At 36.4% G+C, this 20,049-nt stretch carries 17 protein-coding genes and 1 pseudogene; 10 read left to right on the top strand and 8 right to left on the bottom strand.

Annotation, left to right across the window (positions count from 1 at the left end; translation table 11 throughout):
* Positions 1-324, top strand: coding sequence for a hypothetical protein (locus RUMAL_RS17275; protein WP_043550630.1), 324 nt, complete (start codon positions 1-3; stop codon positions 322-324).
* A 169-nt stretch (positions 325-493) separates the two neighbouring features.
* On the opposite strand, the gene RUMAL_RS17280 is transcribed toward RUMAL_RS17275, so the two are convergent.
* Positions 494-871 carry a hypothetical protein gene (locus RUMAL_RS17280; protein WP_013483395.1) on the bottom strand — a complete coding sequence of 126 codons (378 nt, stop codon included), beginning with the start codon at positions 869-871 and terminating at the stop codon, positions 494-496.
* A gap of 18 nt (positions 872-889) precedes the next feature.
* The gene (locus RUMAL_RS17285) at positions 890-3,487 is read right to left on the bottom strand and encodes a hypothetical protein (protein WP_013483396.1); all 2,598 of its coding nucleotides are present in this window, start codon (positions 3,485-3,487) and stop codon (positions 890-892) included.
* Between the two features lie 1,424 nt (positions 3,488-4,911).
* On the opposite strand from RUMAL_RS17285, the gene RUMAL_RS17290 reads away from it, so the two are divergent.
* From RUMAL_RS17290 to RUMAL_RS17305, 4 genes are all read left to right on the top strand, one after another.
* A complete protein-coding gene (locus RUMAL_RS17290) occupies positions 4,912-5,892 on the top strand; it encodes a tyrosine-type recombinase/integrase (protein ID WP_013483397.1) in 981 nt (326 codons plus the stop codon).
* A gap of 156 nt (positions 5,893-6,048) precedes the next feature.
* Positions 6,049-6,321 carry a hypothetical protein gene (locus RUMAL_RS17295; RefSeq protein WP_028504329.1) on the top strand — a complete coding sequence of 91 codons (273 nt, stop codon included), beginning with the start codon at positions 6,049-6,051 and terminating at the stop codon, positions 6,319-6,321.
* Between the two features lie 557 nt (positions 6,322-6,878).
* Entirely contained in the window at positions 6,879-8,270 is a 1,392-nt protein-coding gene (locus RUMAL_RS17300; protein WP_013483398.1) for an AAA family ATPase, read from the top strand.
* Positions 8,263-8,970 (top strand): hypothetical protein, encoded by a 708-nt coding sequence (locus RUMAL_RS17305; protein WP_013483399.1) that lies wholly within the window; start codon positions 8,263-8,265, stop codon positions 8,968-8,970. Before RUMAL_RS17300 ends, RUMAL_RS17305 begins: the two co-directional genes overlap by 8 nt.
* Before the next feature lie 52 nt (positions 8,971-9,022).
* Here RUMAL_RS17305 and RUMAL_RS22740 read toward each other — a convergent pair whose 3' ends face one another.
* Both RUMAL_RS22740 and RUMAL_RS17315 read right to left on the bottom strand, forming a co-directional pair.
* Positions 9,023-9,145 carry a hypothetical protein gene (locus RUMAL_RS22740; protein WP_272868111.1) on the bottom strand — a complete coding sequence of 41 codons (123 nt, stop codon included), beginning with the start codon at positions 9,143-9,145 and terminating at the stop codon, positions 9,023-9,025.
* A gap of 108 nt (positions 9,146-9,253) precedes the next feature.
* Entirely contained in the window at positions 9,254-9,475 is a 222-nt protein-coding gene (locus RUMAL_RS17315) for a hypothetical protein (RefSeq protein ID WP_013483401.1), read from the bottom strand.
* 152 nt (positions 9,476-9,627) lie between these two features.
* Between RUMAL_RS17315 and RUMAL_RS17320 the strand changes: the two are divergent.
* Positions 9,628-10,002, top strand: a pseudogene (locus RUMAL_RS17320) (recombinase family protein); the annotation flags it as partial.
* A 218-nt stretch (positions 10,003-10,220) separates the two neighbouring features.
* Here RUMAL_RS17320 and RUMAL_RS17325 read toward each other — a convergent pair.
* The 4 genes from RUMAL_RS17325 to RUMAL_RS17340 all read right to left on the bottom strand — a co-directional run bounded on the left by RUMAL_RS17325 (position 10,221) and on the right by RUMAL_RS17340 (position 15,028).
* Positions 10,221-10,772 (bottom strand): hypothetical protein, encoded by a 552-nt coding sequence (locus RUMAL_RS17325; protein WP_013483402.1) that lies wholly within the window; start codon positions 10,770-10,772, stop codon positions 10,221-10,223.
* A complete protein-coding gene (locus tag RUMAL_RS17330) occupies positions 10,769-13,954 on the bottom strand; it encodes an amidase domain-containing protein (protein ID WP_013483403.1) in 3,186 nt (1,061 codons plus the stop codon). Before RUMAL_RS17330 ends, RUMAL_RS17325 begins: the two co-directional genes overlap by 4 nt.
* A 369-nt stretch (positions 13,955-14,323) precedes the next feature.
* A complete protein-coding gene (locus RUMAL_RS17335; protein ID WP_050793324.1) occupies positions 14,324-14,539 on the bottom strand; it encodes a hypothetical protein in 216 nt (71 codons plus the stop codon).
* A 285-nt stretch (positions 14,540-14,824) separates the two neighbouring features.
* Entirely contained in the window at positions 14,825-15,028 is a 204-nt protein-coding gene (locus RUMAL_RS17340) for a helix-turn-helix domain-containing protein (RefSeq protein ID WP_028504327.1), read from the bottom strand.
* A 259-nt stretch (positions 15,029-15,287) separates the two neighbouring features.
* Here RUMAL_RS17340 and RUMAL_RS22745 point away from each other — a divergent pair, with 259 nt between their 5' ends.
* The 4 genes from RUMAL_RS22745 to adhE all read left to right on the top strand — a co-directional run bounded on the left by RUMAL_RS22745 (position 15,288) and on the right by adhE (position 20,039).
* Positions 15,288-15,410: a hypothetical protein gene (locus RUMAL_RS22745; RefSeq protein ID WP_272868112.1), complete on the top strand. Its 123-nt coding sequence runs from the start codon at positions 15,288-15,290 to the stop codon at positions 15,408-15,410.
* A gap of 199 nt (positions 15,411-15,609) precedes the next feature.
* A complete protein-coding gene (locus RUMAL_RS17345; protein ID WP_013483405.1) occupies positions 15,610-16,542 on the top strand; it encodes a LysR family transcriptional regulator in 933 nt (310 codons plus the stop codon).
* Positions 16,543-16,702: 160 nt separating this feature from the next.
* Positions 16,703-17,305 (top strand): redox-sensing transcriptional repressor Rex, encoded by a 603-nt coding sequence (locus tag RUMAL_RS17350; RefSeq protein WP_013483406.1) that lies wholly within the window; start codon positions 16,703-16,705, stop codon positions 17,303-17,305.
* Between the two features lie 16 nt (positions 17,306-17,321).
* Complete coding sequence (gene adhE / locus RUMAL_RS17355; RefSeq protein ID WP_013483407.1) at positions 17,322-20,039, top strand: bifunctional acetaldehyde-CoA/alcohol dehydrogenase; 2,718 nt, start codon at positions 17,322-17,324, stop codon at positions 20,037-20,039.
* Positions 20,040-20,049 lie beyond the last annotated feature (10 nt).

Consider the following 20,049-nt stretch of genomic DNA (forward strand, 5'->3'; position numbering starts at 1 on the left):
ATGGAGATACTTAAAAGCTGGAAAGGGTGCATCACCGGCAGATTTATCATTGAGCGACATTTGAAAAAGGGATCGGTATTTATATCGATCGATGACAATTCTGTTTTTCTTGTAAACGGCATTGTCAGCAGTTGGGAGGAAATGCTGAGAAATGCACCGATGCCAACTTTGCTTGATGCAGCGCTTCTGCCATTTAAAAATGCGATCATTTCCGATGGCCTTGTATCTGTTATGCCGATCATATTCGGTCCGAACAGCAAAGCTGATTTCAAAGAAATATACATGGACGCAAAGAGAAATGGAGAAATCAAAGCCAGAATATGATGTTACAGCCGGGTGTTATCTGCCCGGCTGTTTGCTTTTATGATGCGGGGGGTTATACGCTTACCTTAAAATTCTACACTTTTTGTGTGAATATTCAAGGGGATCGTATAAATTTTTAATCTTTTCACATATATCTGTTTATAGTAGTTAATAATTTTACAGAGATTTATTATTGTTTAACAAATAATGTATCTTCATTCAATACGCTCCAGCTGTACCTGTCTCCTATTTCTTTTTTTCCTTTAAACTTTATGATCAACTTGGTTGCATTGTATTCTCCTTCAAGGTGGCAATATATATATCTATCATTATACTTATCAATTATAATATTACCATGTACAATTAATTCCTGATTTTCATCTGATTCATAACCTGCTTCTGATGCTTTGCGAAAAGTTTCATCGACCAAATAATGAGTATACTTGTCTTTTATATGGTTTTCAAACTTTGTTCCAAAAATCTTATTATCGGTTTTAGGATCTGGAATATAAGCACACAGTAATAATACTAAAATTACACTTAATGTTATTATAATTGTTTTTTTCATAATACACCTCGAAATAACTCACATTAATCCTATTGTATTTTTAATAAAAAGAGGACTGAATGTTTTTTTCAGTTTTCCATCACTATCCTTTATAGAGTATGAAGTAGTTTTATTGTATCCAATAGGATCATAATTACCACTTGATGCATCATCTCCAAACATTTTTTTAAAATCTACAACCGTCTTAATCGCAACATACGGCTTAAAGTAGTTACCGTTATTTGTGAAACTATAACTGCGAGTTGTATAATCATATAATTTCGTTTTCTTATTTAATTTACCGAGTGTTAAGGAATACTTCCAAGAAGTTCTATCACAACTGTAACCAAATTCCCACTTGCCTTTATACTTAACCCAAGTATATTTCATGGTTGTATTTAAACATACATCTGATAAACGGAGAAAGTTTGCACTAGTAGTATATAAATCGTGAGGTGAAGGTGTATAGTTGAAAAGGGTCTTAATGGCAACACTGAGTGTTTTACCTGCTACAGGGTGACCAGCGCAAGAAAGCAATGCAGACACTCCAGTACCAAATAAATTTTTCATTGCTGTATTTAATAATTTCTTTGCCCTTGTCGGATTGGTGCATTCTCCAATCAGATATATTCCGGGAGAGTAATTGCATCTCAGCTTTGGATTTTTAGTTGATACCTTATCACTTACACTTAATGAATAGTACTGATATGATTTTCCATTATATGTATATGTAGAAGAAGTACGTATTACATCATACATTTTATCAATACCATTGCAAGGATGAAAGTCAGATTTAGCTTTTTTTATTACGTTTTTAGTGAAAATAGGATGTGTTTGTTTGTCAAATAATTCGGAGATTTCCTGATTACTTAATAATATATTTTTTTCTTCCAATGAATCTCTTAGATATTGATACTCATTTATTATATTGAGATTCTCTGGATCGTCCTTTAATTCTTCAACCTTTTCATAATAATCTTCAATTAGTTTATCGGTATCTTGCTGATATGATTGCTCTAATTGATAAAAAGATGAAAAAACATCTGTGCTTTCTGATATAATTACATTTTCTCCATCTAATAAAATACCAGATGCGATTATGAATCCTTTAAAGTTGATCTCTTTGGAATTAATTTCAACATAACCATTTGGCGCAAAAATAATACCAGAGTAGTTGAATTCATCTGAATTAAAAGTTATATTTCCATTTTTTGAAGCAATAATTTGCGCATCGTCTTGTTGAGATATAATCGATGAAGCATCAATCATGATCTGGTTATCAGAATATATGTTGCCATTAAGCTTAAAATCATTAGCACAGCAATTTACGTTTGAAAAATATCCATCTTCATCAATGGTATATGAATCGGTGGTCATTTCCAATTTGTTGCTTTGGGTATTGTTATAATCAGAAAATAACGCATTTAACGAATCATAAATAAAATCATTATCGTTTTCTGTTTTATTTCCTATTTCTTTTCTTATATTTGATGAAATATAAATTTTATTGGCTGAAGAAATATTTCCACTACATTCAAAATAATTGGATTTTATAGTTATATTATTATCTTTTCCAATAGAATTTAGTACAAATGGAGTTGCAACACTATTATCATCTATATCTAATGAATTATTAACATCTACCGTGACATTAGCATCTTTAGGGTCAATGACAATTGTATTGCTTTCAACTATCCTATCACCGTAATTACAAGCGATTTTAATATATTTTCTTTTATTAAAAGAATTAACTGCATATGAATAGGAGTTCCTGTCATAGACTTCATCCACTAAATTAAATATCTCATTATCTTCTGACTCCAGAATATCATAAACAGCATTTACATTAGATTCCCATTCAATATCTATGGATGAGTTTTTATAATCACATGCTGCAAATAATTCAATGGTTGGAGTAATATCTTCATTCATGCCATCACTTTCAGATTTACTATTAACGAAGTCGATAAACTCATTATTAGTATTTATATTGACGGTAGAAGAATTAAAACAAATCTTTTGGGCGATTACAATTGTATTATTAAGATTTACATTGTCAGAATTGAATATTACTGAGCCATTAGGAGCATATATTAATCCTGTAATGTTAGTGTTATTTGATGTGAAATTTATATCTCCATTTTTAGAGTATAGAACTATGTCATTATTAGTACTTGTATTTCCTTCAACCGTAATTTCATCTGTTGACATAATACTTTTATTTAGAAGTATATTTCCTTCTAATCTAATCTCACCATCACATATGATAGGCGTGTTAACAGATATGTTTGTGTCAACCCAAGTATAATCTTCTGAATAATTATCAGATCCTTCATTGAAAAATCTGTCTGAGATTTTATTGTTCAAATCTGGTATGTCTTTTTCAACGGATTCAAAAATATTATTAATAGTACAATTTGATATTACATCACCATTTGTACAAATACTTCCATTTAAATTAAATGTAGATGAAGAAATATTAACAGCGTCTTCTTCAAAACTTCCTGCAAATAACGCATAGGAATACATATTGTTACATGATGATTCAATTGCAACTACAGGTATTAATCCTGATATATTAAACATTATAGCGGATGAAATAATACCGGCTGTAAATCTTTGAAACATTGTTTTCATTTTATTCTCCCTAAATTATGATGTGCTGACTTAATGTCTAAATCATGCCAGCCAATTTTATTGTATCATTTGTTGTTGAAAATTCTTATAGTAATCAATTTTTCTGCATTTTTTCTTTAATGAAATATAGCCAACTTAAAATTCTGAATATTATTCCTATGTTAACCTCCCTCATTATTCAAGATTTAATTCCTAAATGATTATTTATTATCACAACCCGTCTCAGTAGTGTATATAATAACACTTTAGAATAATTATTACTACCCACAGCGTTTTTCTCAGACCAGAGAACTGGAAACACACGTTACTATGAGCAATAGCTGCAACTTAGTCAAAACCATTCGCAGCAATGCTTTGAGGTACTGCATTGCTTGTTAACGTTAGCGAAAGTGCTGTTATAAGAGCAACATTTTTCTTTGAACTTTTTATAATTGACCATTCCGTTCTTTGAATTTTTGCTTTTAAAAGGGTAGTTATTGTTATTGAATTCCTCAAAAGACACTTGATAAGTGTAGCATGTTTTTGTTATTATATCAAGACTGATTTTTTAATGTTTTGTGTAATATTTAAAATAAGTCAATGTAAGATTGTATTAGGGAATATTCGCTATTATAACAGTGTTGAGAAAAATGCCGTCATAGTACTATTATGGCGGGATCAGCCTGTCTCCAAACTCTATATCCAACGCGAATAACAATTCAAGCATATTTCCGTCTAAATTCTTTCGTTCTTCTGTTTAAAAAATATTTATTCTAAAATAAAAAAATAATTTAATTTGCGAAGCCCTTAAAACCGCGCGTTTTCGGACAATATCAACCACATATATTTATTAATATGACATTTACAAAACTTTAATAAAAGATTTTTTGAAAAATAAAATTCCCAAAAAGCCCGAAAATAAGCCATTTGAGCAAAATTCGTTTTTAAAAGAAGCCAAAAAACAAGAAAGAAATAGTTTTTTTCGTTTTTATTTTTCTAAGTTTTCTGCTATAATACTCGTAGTGATAATAATTGATAACTTGGAGTCTAGTGATCATCAAAAATAACCTTATGAAATACCTATCGAAATACATAATGAAGAAAATAACAGATACTTTTCCATGACTTAATACGATTTAAACTTTCAGATCAACTAACAGATTAAATACAAAGTATTTGTAATAGTAAGCATCATACCCAAAAACAAACAACTCTATGAAGGTTAAAGATGATCTAATTATGCCGGACTCGGAATAAACTGAGTCCGGTTTTTTATTTGTAGAAGCTAGAATATTCGTTTTTATTATTTAAACACATAATTGTTTTTATTTTTTCAAAAAAAACAATTATAATATCAAAAGGAAACCGCCGGAATTGCCCTAGGGGAGCAAAACACAACATGGCACAAAATGAATATTTTGTGCCATAAAGAGGAGTGACCTGCCGTGAAAGAAAGCTATAAGAACGATTGCCCTTATTATCTTGAGGATTTTTTGATAAATTTAAGTGTAATAAAAAATCGTGGTGATCTTACTTCAAGTGAATATTATCTTGATATAAGAACATTTTTAAGATACTTAAAGGTAAAGAATAAAATGGTTTCAGCTGAGACCAAGTTCAATGACATCACTATAAGCGATGTTCCTATAGAAATGATAGAAAACTTTACTAAAAAAGATGCTTACCTTTATATGGTATGGCTCAAGGATGAAAGACAGAATGGAGCTTCCGCCAGAGCAAGAAAAACTACCTCACTGAAACAGTTCTATGATTACCTGGCTAATAAAGCCCAACTGATACCTAAGGATAATATGGTTTCTCTGGAAGTTCCGCACGTAAAAAGGGCCTTGCCTAAATACCTTTCACTTGACGAAGTCCAGAAGCTGCTTTCTTCCATCCGTACCAAAAACACTGAAAGAGATTATTGTATAATAACTCTGTTTTTGAATTGCGGAATGAGACTTTCTGAATTATGCGGTATAAATATAAATGATATAAGTTTTGAAAACAAGACTTTAAGGCTGATGGGTAAAGGAAAAAAAGAAAGAATAATAACCCTGAATAACAATTGTCTTGATGCTATTGAAAAATATCTTCCATACAGGAAAAATTACGAGATGGCACAAAATGAAAAAGCCTTGTTCTTGTCTTCCAGAAAGAACAGACTATCTAGACGGAGAGTTCAAAAGATAATTGAAGAATGCATAATGGATGCAGGCTTAAAAAATACGGGTGTAACTACTCACAAGCTCAGACATACAGCTGCTACTCTGATGTATAATAATAATGGCGGAGATATTCTTGCTGTAAAAGAGATCCTTGGTCATGAAAGTACGGCAACAACAGAAATTTACACTCATCTCGGATCAGAAAAAATGAAAAATACTATGGATGTTATGGAAGATCTTCTAAAGAAAAAAGATTGAGCACTTCCCTGCTTTTATGGTTCAGTTCTGGTTTGTATCGGGCTTTTTTAGTCTATCCAGAATTTTAGTAAACCTTGAAGCAGTGTGTAATAAAAGAGACACTATACTCTTTTATTACACTGGTTTTCGTTTACACACAATTCGGGAACCTATTTATTGTTACACTTTAATGCTACTCAAATCTTTGTAGAACAATTGCGTTCGTATGGCTTGTATATTGATCGTGAAAAAGAAATGATTGCAAGTATAGAAAAGCTTATGAGTGATTTTTCCACTAATTTTGATAATAGATTTATCCCTAAGACACTATTAATTAAGAGAAGTGGTGCTATTGCTTTACTGTGCGATGATGTCAAAAATCCTGATGAAGGAATTGCAATTTGTCTGTTCCCAGAAAAGTGTGTTATATCTCAAGATGATTATCTGTAATAGTTATTGGTAGATGTAGATCTAAAGGAGTTTTTGTCGACCACCAAATCGTTTTTTAACAAATTTGCGACACATGACGTGTTTACGAACTTTACTCTGTAAATCCACAACAAGTTGCTGTGAATTTAGATACTGACGTCCAAGACTCACTCTCAAACCTCTCGTTTCAAGGGATTTGTTGTCAGTATGACATCAAATGCTGGCTTCCGAGACACGTTGAGTGCATAGTTCTGCTGTTAAGAGGGAAATCCTAAAATAGCGTATTTACGCGATTTATAGGCATCACCCTTTTTCGATAATAGCAGTTTTACCCACTCAAAATTTGTATGAGGAAACAGGTAAAAGGGCAAAAACACGTACACGGCGCGTTTGACAATCAATCTGCACACTTTGATTTTTGACAACTATAGGAATAATTAGAATACTTATTATATATACTATAATCATCGAATTTTCATGATCAGAATCAAATAATAGCACAAAATTTCCTAATTTTAAATTTTAATATTGACTTTTGAAGACTTATGCGTTATAATAGAACTGAAAGGAGTATTGTTATGAAAAAGGAGAAAACTAGAATCATAAGCATTTCCATTGAAAATATTAAAAATGTTTCTAAAGGCTCGGTGCTTTTAAATAATATAAAAGAGGATTCCATGGGTGCAAGTGTAATTGGCGTTTACGGACAAAATGGTTCAGGTAAAACTGCACTTATATGGGCTATTGGTTTTATAAAGGATGCTATTTCTGGAGCCATTCTGCCTATGGACTCACATTATTATATACGCCAAAAATCAGAACGAACACTTATTCAGGTGAAATTTGAAATAACAATACTTGAAAGAATATACGATGTATATTATGGCATTTCATTTGGCACAACAAACGATAGAATTCAGATACTTTCTGAAAGCATCGACTATAGTGCTAAAGCAACTGAATCATTACCAAGAATAAACAAAACACGAATTATTGGTATTGATTATCCAATGAACTCTACGGGTCTTGATGAATGCTTTTATATCCCCGATACTCGTATTGATGAAATGGCAAGAATAAATAAGCCTGTTCGTCAAAAGCTGCTTGTTCTTCAAGCGTTGGCAAACGAAAAAATGACATCTTTCATTTTTAATGACAAAATGATGGAACTTTTAAAGGCATCATTTACTAATGATATCTTCTTTAAAATATTAGATGAACTCCGCTTTTTTGCACGAATGAATCTTTTTGTGCTTAATAAAAACTCGGAATCATCATATAATATGAATCTTCTTCCGTTAAGTATGCGATTGAGCACACAGAATACTATCTCAAAGTCAGATGCAATTCCAGTTGGGCTCGGTCAAAATAGTGCTTCGGCTGATGCCTTTAGAACCATTCAAAGTATAATTGCGCAAATTGATCTTTTAATCGGCAATATTGTGCCTGGTCTAAAAATTGACATAATCAATAAGACATCACAATTTAATGAAAGGGCAGAAGAAGAGCTGGTATTTGAATTAGCATCTAATCGCAATGGCATCATTACACCTTTAAGATATGAATCCGAAGGAATCAAGAAGATACTATGTATTTTGAGTTCATTGATAGCAATGTACAATGATAGTTCAATATTTGTTGCCATCGATGAAATGGATGCAGGGATCTTTGAGTATCTGTTAGGTGAAATACTTGAAACAATCAAATCTACAGGAAAAGGACAGCTTTTATTCACATCCCATAATATGCGACCTTTGGAAGTGCTGGATAATTCAAGTATTTATTTCACAACGACTAATCCTAATAATAAATATATTAAATTTACTGGAATCAAAAACAATAATAACCTGAGAACCACTTTATTGAGAACAATAGATTTAGGCGGACAAAAAGAATCAATTTATGAAAATACAAGTACCTACCAAATTGGAAAGGCATTTAGGAAAGCAGGGGTGCTTGTAAGTGACTGAGAGCAAAATTATTTTATTTATTGTTGAGGGAATGAGCGATGAAGTAGCACTTGCCCCTGCGCTTGAACAAATTATTACAAGCAATACAGTCAAATTCAAAGTAATGAGGTCAGATATTACCTGTGATTTTTCTTCTACAGTTAGCAATATTGAACGTAGGATTAAAAAATTAGGCGTAAAAAAGTTCCTTGATGAAAACGCTCAGTTTAACGAAAATGACATTTGCGCAGTAATTCATATTGTCGATTTAGATGGGGCATTTGCACCAGATTCGATTGTTATTGAAGATAACACCATAGACAAAGCGCAATATCATGACGATTCCATTGTATGTAAGGATCGAAATCTTTTTTTACAAACAAAGAATAATAAGGAACTTATCCTGTTACATTTATGCACTTTAAAAGAGATAGCCATTCCTCATGGAATTAAAGTACCATATTCTATTTATTATATGTCATGTAATCTGGATCACGTTCTTCACGATAAGAGAAATTCAACAGTTGAAGAAAAGAAAAATAATAGTTTAGATTTTTCTGATAAATATGATGACCCACTATTATTTGAAAAGTTCTTTAATGAAGGAGACATTAAAATCAATGGAACATATGAGGAAACATGGAAATACGTTCAACAAGGATTAAACTCTTTATTGAGAGGATCAAATTTCTGGATTTGTATTAATAATCATAAGAGTTAATATGATTACTCCCGCACCACTGAATGACCAGTGATGCGGGGCTTGCTCTATCCTATTCATTTTCAACGACCATTCTTGCGCCCGACTTGAATTGGAATTCCAGATAAGTCTCGCCTATCTTTCCATTTACCACTACCATCTTTATAGTGGTAATGCTGGCTACCTGCCAGAACATTGTTTGAAGTGTATGATTCCTTGGAGTTTTTTCTATATCTTTTTTTATTTCCCTAAAATAATACTTTTCTCGCCTAAAAAGGCGGGATTTTTTCATATGAACAACCTTTTACTTACGAATATAAGCTATATCGATGCCAAAACACTGTGCTCCGACAAGCCATCCCGTAGATAATACCTCATATTCTAAAAGATCAGCAGGTACTCCATCTAATCTTCCGTGGTAATATTCCTCCACAAGACAATCACAATCATCATCCGGATTTCTTCCTTCAATTTTCACAATAGTGTCAGGCTCATTTTCTTTCACAAAATCGCTTATTTTAGCCATATAATCATTCCTTTATTTTAATATACTGTCTTTAATAAGTCTGAGGTTTTTGGTGTTCCAATCCCACGTGGGACCCTTTTTTTCGTTTTCTTCGATTTGAATATCAAGTTTCTGGATAACATCACAAAGAGAGGCAACTGATTTATATTCAGTTGCTGAATATCATCGACACTCTCACCGACAAGGGCGTTACCCTCGTCAGTCACAAGGAGAGCATTGATACCAACACGCCTACGGGCAAATTCATGTTGACCGTGTTTGCTGCCCTCTCGCAGTTGGAGCGTGAACAGCTCAGACAGCGACAGCGTGAGGAAATCGAGATTGCTAAGGCACAGGGCAAGTATACGGGACGGAAACCTATCCCGACTGACTGGACGAGGTTCGGGCAGCTCTATGGGGAATGGAGAGCCAAGCGCATCACGTGGCGTGACTTTATGCGTAAAATGGATATGTCGGCAAACACTTTTTACCGCCGTGTGCGTGAGTATGAAATTCGCAACGGCATCACCGAGCAGACCTCTGCTTGACGATAACCGTCGGGCGAACGGAAATGCCCCACAGCACCGTCCGATCCTGCGGAGCAGAAAACTAACCGCTGAAAAGAAAAAGCCCTCAGAAATGCTTGTAGAGCGTTTCCGAGAGCTTGCGGTTAGTGTTCTGTTCCATTTGGGTATGTGCCTATTGTGGTATGCTCCACAATTCCGATTATGACCCCAGTGGAACGGTTTTTGAGTGTGCCAGTAGGCTATGGTCTAAAAGCAGTAACGATAATCCATTTATTGTCATCATATTCTAAATATAACCTATTTGGCATCCCATCATACCCTATATCATAGTTGTAAGTTTCACCATTTTTTTTATAAGTTGCATGATATTCACATCCATAAAAAAATATAGCTTTATTCTTATGCCTTAGTACATCTGTTTCTTTAATAACAAATTGTTCATCTGTTATCTCATAATTATTTTCGGATAGAAAATCACGAGGATTTATATATGAAAAAGTATGGTCTGATATTATTCCTTGTAATTCCTCTGTCAGTGTTCCATTGTAATTTAAAGAATCGTTAACTACTTTATTACCTAAATTTTCTATCTCATCTTTATCTTTAGAATGCAGAATAAATCTAAGATCCCAAACATTTAAGTATTCAGCATCTGTTTTACTTGGCTGATTATCATCGTAGTATTTATTGTTCCAGTATACCGTTCGAGTAAAAATAAATAGTATTATGCCGAAAGATAAAGCTGCTATAATCATCACAGAGATTAGTATAACTCTTTTTCTCTTTGTCATAACGCATCACTCATTTGAACAATATAAACATAATCGTAAAGATAATCATTTGGATCTTCGGTATCTTCATCAGGAGTCATTATCTTATCTGAAAGCGGTGTCATACTTGCAGGATTTGAATGACCTGCATAGTATATTTCGGAATCATCGATTTTACTAATAATGGTTGCGTGAGTAACCTCTTTTTTGGGCTTATGAACATTATGGAAATATAGTGTATCCCCAACCTTTATTTCGAGATGATTTTGAACAAAATCTGATATTGAATCTCCACGATTAATTTTATAATATGCAATAGAATATGTTTCTTTAAAATATTTATATTGTGCTTCAGCATCAGTCCATTTTAGAGACCATTTTAATGATAAATCTTGGGCTCTATCTCCCCATACGGTAGTTATGTAATCAAATAGATTATTTTTCTTAACATACCATAAACTATTCATCTGCATTCCACCTGCATAAACACATTGTGAAACAAAATTAGCACAATCAGAATCGATTCGCGGGTATTCTGAATTAAAAGTATTATAATATTTCTGAGAGTATTCATATGCTGCATTTCTATCATAGATAGTATCAGAAAGATTTAATGGATATTTGTCTCTACCATCAAGTGCTCCATCATCATCTGTATCATCATCAAAAGCATTTGTGGCTGCAATCAATTCATGATAGTCATCTAATTCATCATCATCAGTATCCGGATCAGTTGGGTCACTTGTTGGTTTAAACTTAAAAATATTTATTGTTTCAAATTCCTCATCGAAAGTTTCGACCATTATCTTTTGAATGTACAAAGATTCATTTACTTCTTGACCGTCGGTCAAATCATCTCCATCGGAATCTGGCTTATTGGGATTTGTAAAAACCAATTTTCCGTTTGGGAGTGGAATACCTGAAATATACTCTATATCATTAGGAAGACCATCACCATCGCTGTCCTCCATCTCTCTAAAGTCAGTCATATTATTGTAAGCATAACTCTCGTATATTTTAGTAAGTCCCTCTGCTGTAGTTGCTGTAAGAGGTGTTCCACCTGTATCATTAGCGTATTGTTTTAACAGCTGGCTATTAGCCCCGGAACCAAGTGCAACTGTATGTATTCTTATTCCATTGTTTTTACAATATTTTATATTATCATCGGAAACATTTACATCTCCATCGGAAAGAAGGATAATATTTTTCTTTCCATAAACATGATTTAATTCATCAATAGCAATATCAATAGCACTGTTAGCATTCGTTCCTCCTCTATTGTAGAAGGAAGCCTTACCGCTTAATGTACGCTTATTATTTGTCATTTCGCACTCCTCAGATGCTGATGATTCGAAAGTAATAATACTTGCGTTGTCAAAAACAAACATTGACTCAACATAATTCTGTACTGCTATGTTTCTATAACAAGTTAATACACCATTATCGTCTTTAAAGCTTTTGTCATTGGTTGACATACTTCCGGAGCAATCAACGCATATTGCAGTATATGAAGGAATTGCAGAAAAAATAGCGGCGTAGGAATTATAGATTTTTCTCCAGTTATTAAACCATTCTGTTTTATCTACAACCATATACTTACTAAAATGTTCCGTTTCAATGGAAACAATAGAGTTTTCACTATCATAGAAGGTATCAAGTTCTACAAACTCTTTTTTCTTTTCATCATACCATAAAAACATCAGATTGTCAAACTCTGTATCGCCCAGCTTGCTCTGATCTATTTTAAAGCTCAAAGTAGCTTTTTTATATTCTGATGAAATTTTAATAGAGAAAGGTTCTCCAACAAGTCCCACAACATCTGTACACATTTTGTCTTTGTTCATGACACTTTTAATTTTTGCAGTCTTCTGAAGATTACCCGTACCCTCCATAGAAACGATAACTTCTGTTACAGCACAATCCTCGTTCTCTACCTTGTGGGTAAATGTCTGAGAACGTCTCTCTTCGCCGTCAAGTTCACCATCATCGTCAGTATCGGGATCGTTGGGGTCTGTACCGAAATATATCTCGTCATCATCATTCAGACCGTCCTTGTCGGTATCCATTTCGAGAGGATCAGTGTAATATTTATCACCCTCTTCGCCGTCTTTGAGGTTATCTCCGTCGGTATCATCAGCATAAGGTCTTGTGCCTATCTCATATTCACGACCGTTTGAAAGACCATCTTCATCGTAATCTTCATCGTAATCAGATACGCCATTATTGTCTGTATCGATTTTCAAAGGATCGGTTCCGAGAGAAAGTACTTCATATCCATCAGGCAGAAGATCTCCGTCAGTATCAGCCTCATAAGGCTTTGTACCTATTTCCTTTTCTATAATGTTTGGCAGACCGTCTTTGTCTGTATCAGCAAGATACTTCCAATCAGCAAAAGTCCAGCTTAGTTCTTCGGTTTCAGTACCTACAAATTCTGCCCATGTGTTGCTGTAATTGATGTTAGCACCATAGCGGCTGCTAATAACAACATTCTGTGCGATTATGATACCGTTCAGATTAAAATTGTCACAGTCGATGGTAACTGTACCAAATGGCGCATAGATCAGACCGTTCATTGAAGCTTGGCTTTCATCGATCTTTATATCACCGAATTTGGAATAGATCACAGCATTGTTGCCGTTGAGATTTCCGCCGCTTAGAGTAACATCGGAAACCGCACCGATTGCGGTATTCAGAGCCATATTGCCATTATATGACATCTTGCCTGTAACATATACAGGCGAATTTAGGTTGATGTTCATCTCTGACAGAGTGTAATCATTATCAAAGTTCCTGCCATTATTGAACCAGCCGGTCATCAGCTTGTTGTGGATATAGATCATATCCCTGCTGATATCGAAAGCTTTAGCGCTGTCCTGTGCATCGGTGGCGTTTTCATCATCGGTGACTACCTCATCAACAGCAAGTGCTTCGTTCTCCAAAATAGTACCATTTACATTCGGATACTTTGCAGTTGTCGAATAAACACCGTTTGTACAAGCATTGCCATTGACCGTCAGATAATTAAGGTCAAGCTTAATGCCACCTAGTTCATCCGCAGCAAATATCGCATACGGATATGCTTCCTGCTTACTTGCAGAGTCAGCACTTGCAGGTAAAACTGCTGACATACTTGTTGTTATCATAGCTAATGATAACAGCCCGGAAACAATACGTTTCTGGTTTTTTGATCGTTTTTGATCCATTTTAACCCTCCTGAATAAATTTTCATGCCGAATTTGCATGGCGAATTACTTATAATTGATAACGCGCGAAAGTTAATATATCATGTTCATTATAGAATGTCAATAAATTAGTATACGATTTAGGATTATATACTTAATTATTGTTAATCAACCAAATTACCACATTATAGAATAGACAATTAACTCGATACGCAAAAGCAGTCACACTTCACTTATGGTTAAAACTAATCGATTTCGGTGTTTTAGAAAAAAAGCCAAAATTGAATCAAAATATGATCAATCAACAACAGTGATAGACAAATTCAACTCCATAAGATGAAAAACTCTGAGGTTCATTTTGTATCTCAGAGTTTTTATATGATTTTCCGTTTATTTCTTTTTTTGTTTTTGCAATGCTTTCTTTAACTTAGAATTTTCTTTTTGCAGATTTCTTATCTGCCGATTTTGCGCAGAGATAGTATTTTGATGCTTTATCACTTCATCTCTAAGCCTGACTATCTCCTTGAACTTTTCATCCAGCATAAGTCGGTATCTACGGCAAATACCCGCAAATTCCAGGCATATTTTGCTGTAGTTTTCATTCATTATCTGATACTGTTCCTAGGGAGAATTCACTTTGCCAAAGGCCCCGGTATATACGTTTTTCATATTACTCATAGTAAGTTTATTTCACCTTATGTATCGTCACGACGTTCTCATATTCTGCGTTTACGATCACCGGGGAGACCCTTTTTACAGTAAGCTGTCGTTCTCCCGATTTGCTGCCAGTGCAAAAGTGATTAATGTGTTTTCTCATTGCGTGAGTTCATTTTCGACTATGAGAACCTTGTCTTGTAGATCCGGCAGATTTCTTTGATTTCATCTACCAAATTACTCCTCATTGTATAATCCTTCATGCGTAAGGAAGTAATCTATCAACTTGATTGTATACTCGTGACAGTTGCTTTTTCCTCCGTCCCAATTCTCGATAGTTCTCTTGGGAATCCCGAGGAGCTTTGCGAACTGGGCTTGGGATAGCCCTGTTTTCGCACGCATTTCCTTTACGGTCATAATATCACATCCTTTAAAAGCCATATACCATTCCGTAAAACGACGTTTTCTTGATTACATTATACCACCATCTTGGTGACGCATCAAGCACTTTACCACCATTATAGTGAGCTTTGGATACTTGCACAAAACTAAATCCAGATTTCATGCAATTTGACATTTTGATACAATAGCCATTGCAAAACAGAGAATGTGAAATTGTCATTTGTGCTGATGCCGAATTGTGTAGAACATTTAGAAATTATTTAGCTAAACAAAGCATTTTTGGCGGTATCCGAACGGTATGCTGAAAATGGCTGTACTGTATCTCCCCGACGGAAAGAACAAGAGAATGATCGTATTTGACACCTCAGGCAATGTGATCTCGGAAATAGAGGACAGAACTTACACCGCTGCAAAACATTAACGACCATAACACAAAGATACTTCTGACTATAGATAACGATCCGCCTGTATCATATAATGGGATCAAACAGAAACTGGTTACTTGATAAATGATCTGTAAAGGAGTTCGTTTATATCAATATACTCATCTATAAAATATTATGATGTTGACATCTCTTTGGAATGATGTTATAATGAACAAAACTGACGGGGGTGAATTTATGAATATCATACATATGAAATATGCTGTCGAGGTGGCGAGGATAGGCTCGATAAACAAGGCGGCAGAGGAACTGCTGATAGCACAGCCAAACCTCAGCAGAAGCATAAAAGAGCTTGAAGCAGATCTGGGAATTACTATATTTTCAAGAACTTCCAAGGGTATGAACCTTACTTCCGAGGGCGAAGAGTTTATCGGATATGCACGCAAGATACTTGACCAGATAGACGATGTTGAGCGTATGTACCGTCAGGGCGTGCCGAAAAAGCAGAAATTTTCTATCTCTGTTCCCAGGGCCGGTTATATCTCGGAAGCCTTTGCTGAATTTTCACGAACGATCACAGGTGATTCGGCAGAGCTTTCCTATTATGAAACCAATGCTCACCGCGCTATAGATAATATCTTTACTTTAAAATACAAACTTGGTATAATCAGGTATGCCTCCGTATATGATAAGTATTTTAAACGCTTTCTTGAGGAAAAAGGTCTTGAATATGAACTCATAGCTGAGTTTTCGAATATGCTTGTAGCGAGCAGAGAGAGCAGTATAGCATCGCTTGATGAAGTGCATTTCGATAATCTCACGAATATGATCGAGATAGCCCATGCTGACCCTTATGTGCCGTCGCTGCCGCTTTCAAACGTTAAAAAGGAAGAGCTGCTTGACAGCATTGGCAGGAGAATATTCCTGTTCGAGAGGGGGAGCCAGTTCGATCTTTTATCTTTGAATCACGAGACTTATATGTGGGTGTCGCCTCTTCCTGACAGGATACTGGATATTTATGGTCTTGTGCAGAAAAAATGCATAGACAACAAGCGCCTGTACAAAGATGTTTTGATATATCGTAAAGGATATAACCTTACCGAACTTGACCACAGGTTCATAACAGCGCTAATCAAATCGAAGAGGGCTTATTTCACTAAAGATAGCTAAAATGACGTAAATACGAGTTTTAACACAGTTTTCTGTAAATTGGAAACTGTGTTTTTTTATTTGGTTGCGGTTATATCGATAAAGATAATATCGATATACTTTTTTGGTTATTCCGTTCAAATTAAAAAGATGTTATAATTGAATTATCGGAGGTGAGATAGTGAAAGGACCGATATTTTCCAAAGCAACGCTTGGTAGACTACCTGTATATCTGGATTATCTGAGGACAGGCGACCATGGCGAGAACATCTCTGCTGCTGAGATATCAAGGGCATTAGGGCTTGGTGGTGTTCAAGTGAGAAAAGACCTTAACGCAGTCAGCGGTACAGGCAGACCAAAGGTAGGCTACAAGACCACTGAACTTATCGCGGCACTTGAAGCTGTTCTCGGCAGAAAAGCAGCGACCCCTGTTGTTATTGTCGGTGCGGGAAAACTTGGCAAAGCACTGCTTGATTTCGAGGGGTTTGAAGAATACGGGATAAAGATCTCTGCGGCGTTTGATGTTGATAATAGCCTGCTGTGCGACAGGATACTCTCTATGGATACTTTTACCAACTACTGTCGGCTATATGATATCCATGCTGGAATAATCACAGTGCCTGCCGCCTGTGCGAAAGAAGTCTGCGGGATCATGATAAAGAGCGGGATAACTGCGATATGGAATTTTGCACAGATCGAGCTGGATGTCACGGATAATATAACGGTTTGTCAGGAGAATCTGGCGCTTTCACTGGCACATCTTACCATGAAACTCAGGAAATGATATGGAGGAAATTTCAATGGCAAAGAAAGAATACGAGATCGTTGACGGTGTTGAAAAGCTGGAAGCCGCCCTTGAAAGAGTAAGGGCAGCACAGAGAAAAATGGCAACATTTACTCAGGAGCAGGTAGACAGGATATTCTTAGCTGCTGCCACCGCAGCAAACCGCGCAAGAATAGATCTTGCTGAGCAGGCTGTTGCAGAAACGGGTATGGGTATCGTTGAGGACAAGGTCATCAAGAATCACTATGCCAGCGAATACATATACAACAAGTACCGCGATACCAAGACCTGCGGTGTTCTTGAAGAGGATAAATCAGCAGGCATAAAGAAGATAGCAGAGCCTATCGGCGTTATCGGAGCGGTAATACCTACTACCAATCCTACTTCCACTGCGATATTCAAGTCTCTTATCGCACTGAAGACCAGAAACGGTATCATCATCAGCCCTCACCCACGTGCAAAGGAGAGCACCATAGCAGCAGCAAAGGTTGTACTTGAAGCAGCTGTCGAAGCGGGCGCTCCAGAGGATATCATTGCATGGATAGACATACCCAGTCTTGAAATGACAAATATGCTGATGAAAGAAGTAGATATCATACTCGCTACCGGCGGTCCCGGAATGGTACACGCTGCATATTCCAGCGGTAAGCCTGCACTGGGCGTAGGTGCGGGAAATACTCCTGCTATCATTGATGAAAGTGCAGATATATTGCTTGCTGTAAACTCTATCATTCATTCCAAGACTTTCGATAACGGCATGATATGCGCTTCCGAGCAGAGCGTTATCGTACTTGACAGCATATACGATGCAGTAAAGACAGAGTTCGCTGCAAGGGGCTGTTACTTCCTCAAACCCGATGAACTGAACAAGGTAAGAAAGACCATCATCATAAACGGTGCGCTCAATGCGAAGATAGTTGGACAGTCTGCCGCTAAGATAGCTGAACTTGCAGGCGTGACAGTTCCCGAGGGTTCAAAGATACTTATAGGTGAAGTTGAGAGCGTTGATATCTCCGAGGAGTTCGCCCATGAGAAACTCTCTCCGGTACTTGCTATGTATAAGGCTTCCGATATTCAGGATGCTTTCGGCAAAGCAGAACATCTTATTGCTGACGGCGGATACGGACACACTGCTTCCATATATCTTGATGCGGTAAGGGAACAGGAAAAGCTTTCCGAGTTCGGTGAAAGAATGAAGACCTGCCGAATTCTTGTGAATACACCATCTTCTCAGGGCGGTATCGGTGACCTTTATAACTTCAAACTTGCGCCATCACTTACCCTCGGCTGCGGTTCATGGGGTGGAAACTCGGTAAGTGAGAATGTAGGAGTAAAGCATCTGCTCAATATAAAAACAGTTGCCGAAAGGAGAGAGAATATGCTTTGGTTCAGAGCGCCCGAGAAGGTATATTTCAAGAAAGGCTGCCTGCCTGTTGCTCTTGATGAACTGAAAAATGTGATGGGCAAGAAGAAAGCATTCATCGTTACTGACAGTTTTCTCTTCAAGAACGGATTCACTAAGCCTGTAACAGATAAGCTTGACGAAATGGGTATAGTACACGAGACATTCTCCGATGTTGCTCCCGATCCGACACTTGCCTGTGCTGTGGAGGGCGTAAAGGCTATCAGAAGTTTTGAGCCTGATGTGATCATTGCTATCGGCGGCGGTTCTGCTATGGATGCTGCTAAGATAATGTGGGTAATGTATGAGCATCCCGAAGCTGACTTTATGGATATGGCGATGCGTTTTGTTGATATCAGAAAAAGAATATACACATTCCCGAAAATGGGTGAAAAGGCATATTTCATATGCGTTCCTACTTCTTCCGGTACAGGTTCTGAGGTAACACCTTTTGCTGTTATCACCGATGACAAGACAGGTCACAAGTATCCTCTTGCAGATTACGAACTTATGCCAAATATTGCAATAGTTGATACCGATATGATGATGAGTGCTCCAAAGGGACTTACTGCTGCATCCGGTCTGGACTGCATGGTACACGACCTTGAAGCACTGGTATCAGTAATGGCTACACCGTTTACTGATGGTATCGCTCTCGAATCGCTGAAAATGACCTTTGATAATCTGCCCGAATGTGTTGAGAACGGTCAGACAGCTGTAAGGGCAAGAGAAAATATGGCTCATGCGGCTACTATGGCAGGTATGGCATTTGCTAATGCATTCCTGGGTATCGGTCACTCACTGGCACATAAGCTGGGTGCATATCACCACCTGCCTCACGGTATATGCTGTGCGTTGGTGATTAGCGAAGTTATAAGATTCAATGCTTCTGATGTTCCTGTTAAGATGGGTACATTCCCACAGTACGAATATCCTCAGGCTGCCGCTAAGTATGCTAGGATAGCAAGATATCTCGGTGTACAGGGCAGCGGCGACAATGAACTTGTCGAAGGTCTTATTGCAAAGATAGAAGAACTCAAAGAAGCTGTGGGCTGCAAGAAGACTATCGCTGAGTACGGTATCTCCGAGGAAGACTTCCTCGCTACTCTTGATAAGATGTCAAGAGATGCATTTGATGACCAGTGTACAGGTGCTAACCCCAGATATCCTCTCATCAGCGAGCTGAAGCAGATATATATGAACGTATACTACGGCAGAACTTTCACTGAGACTGAGAAGCCCGATGCTAGCCAGATAGACAGTTCTGAAAGCAGCAAGGATTTCAAGCAGGCATTCAACCGTGCAGCAAGCAGCGGCAAAAAAAGAGTATAAACGGAGGAAC

The sequence above is a fragment of the Ruminococcus albus 7 = DSM 20455 genome (assembly GCF_000179635.2).
Classification (GTDB): Bacteria; Bacillota; Clostridia; order Oscillospirales; family Ruminococcaceae; genus Hominimerdicola; species Hominimerdicola alba.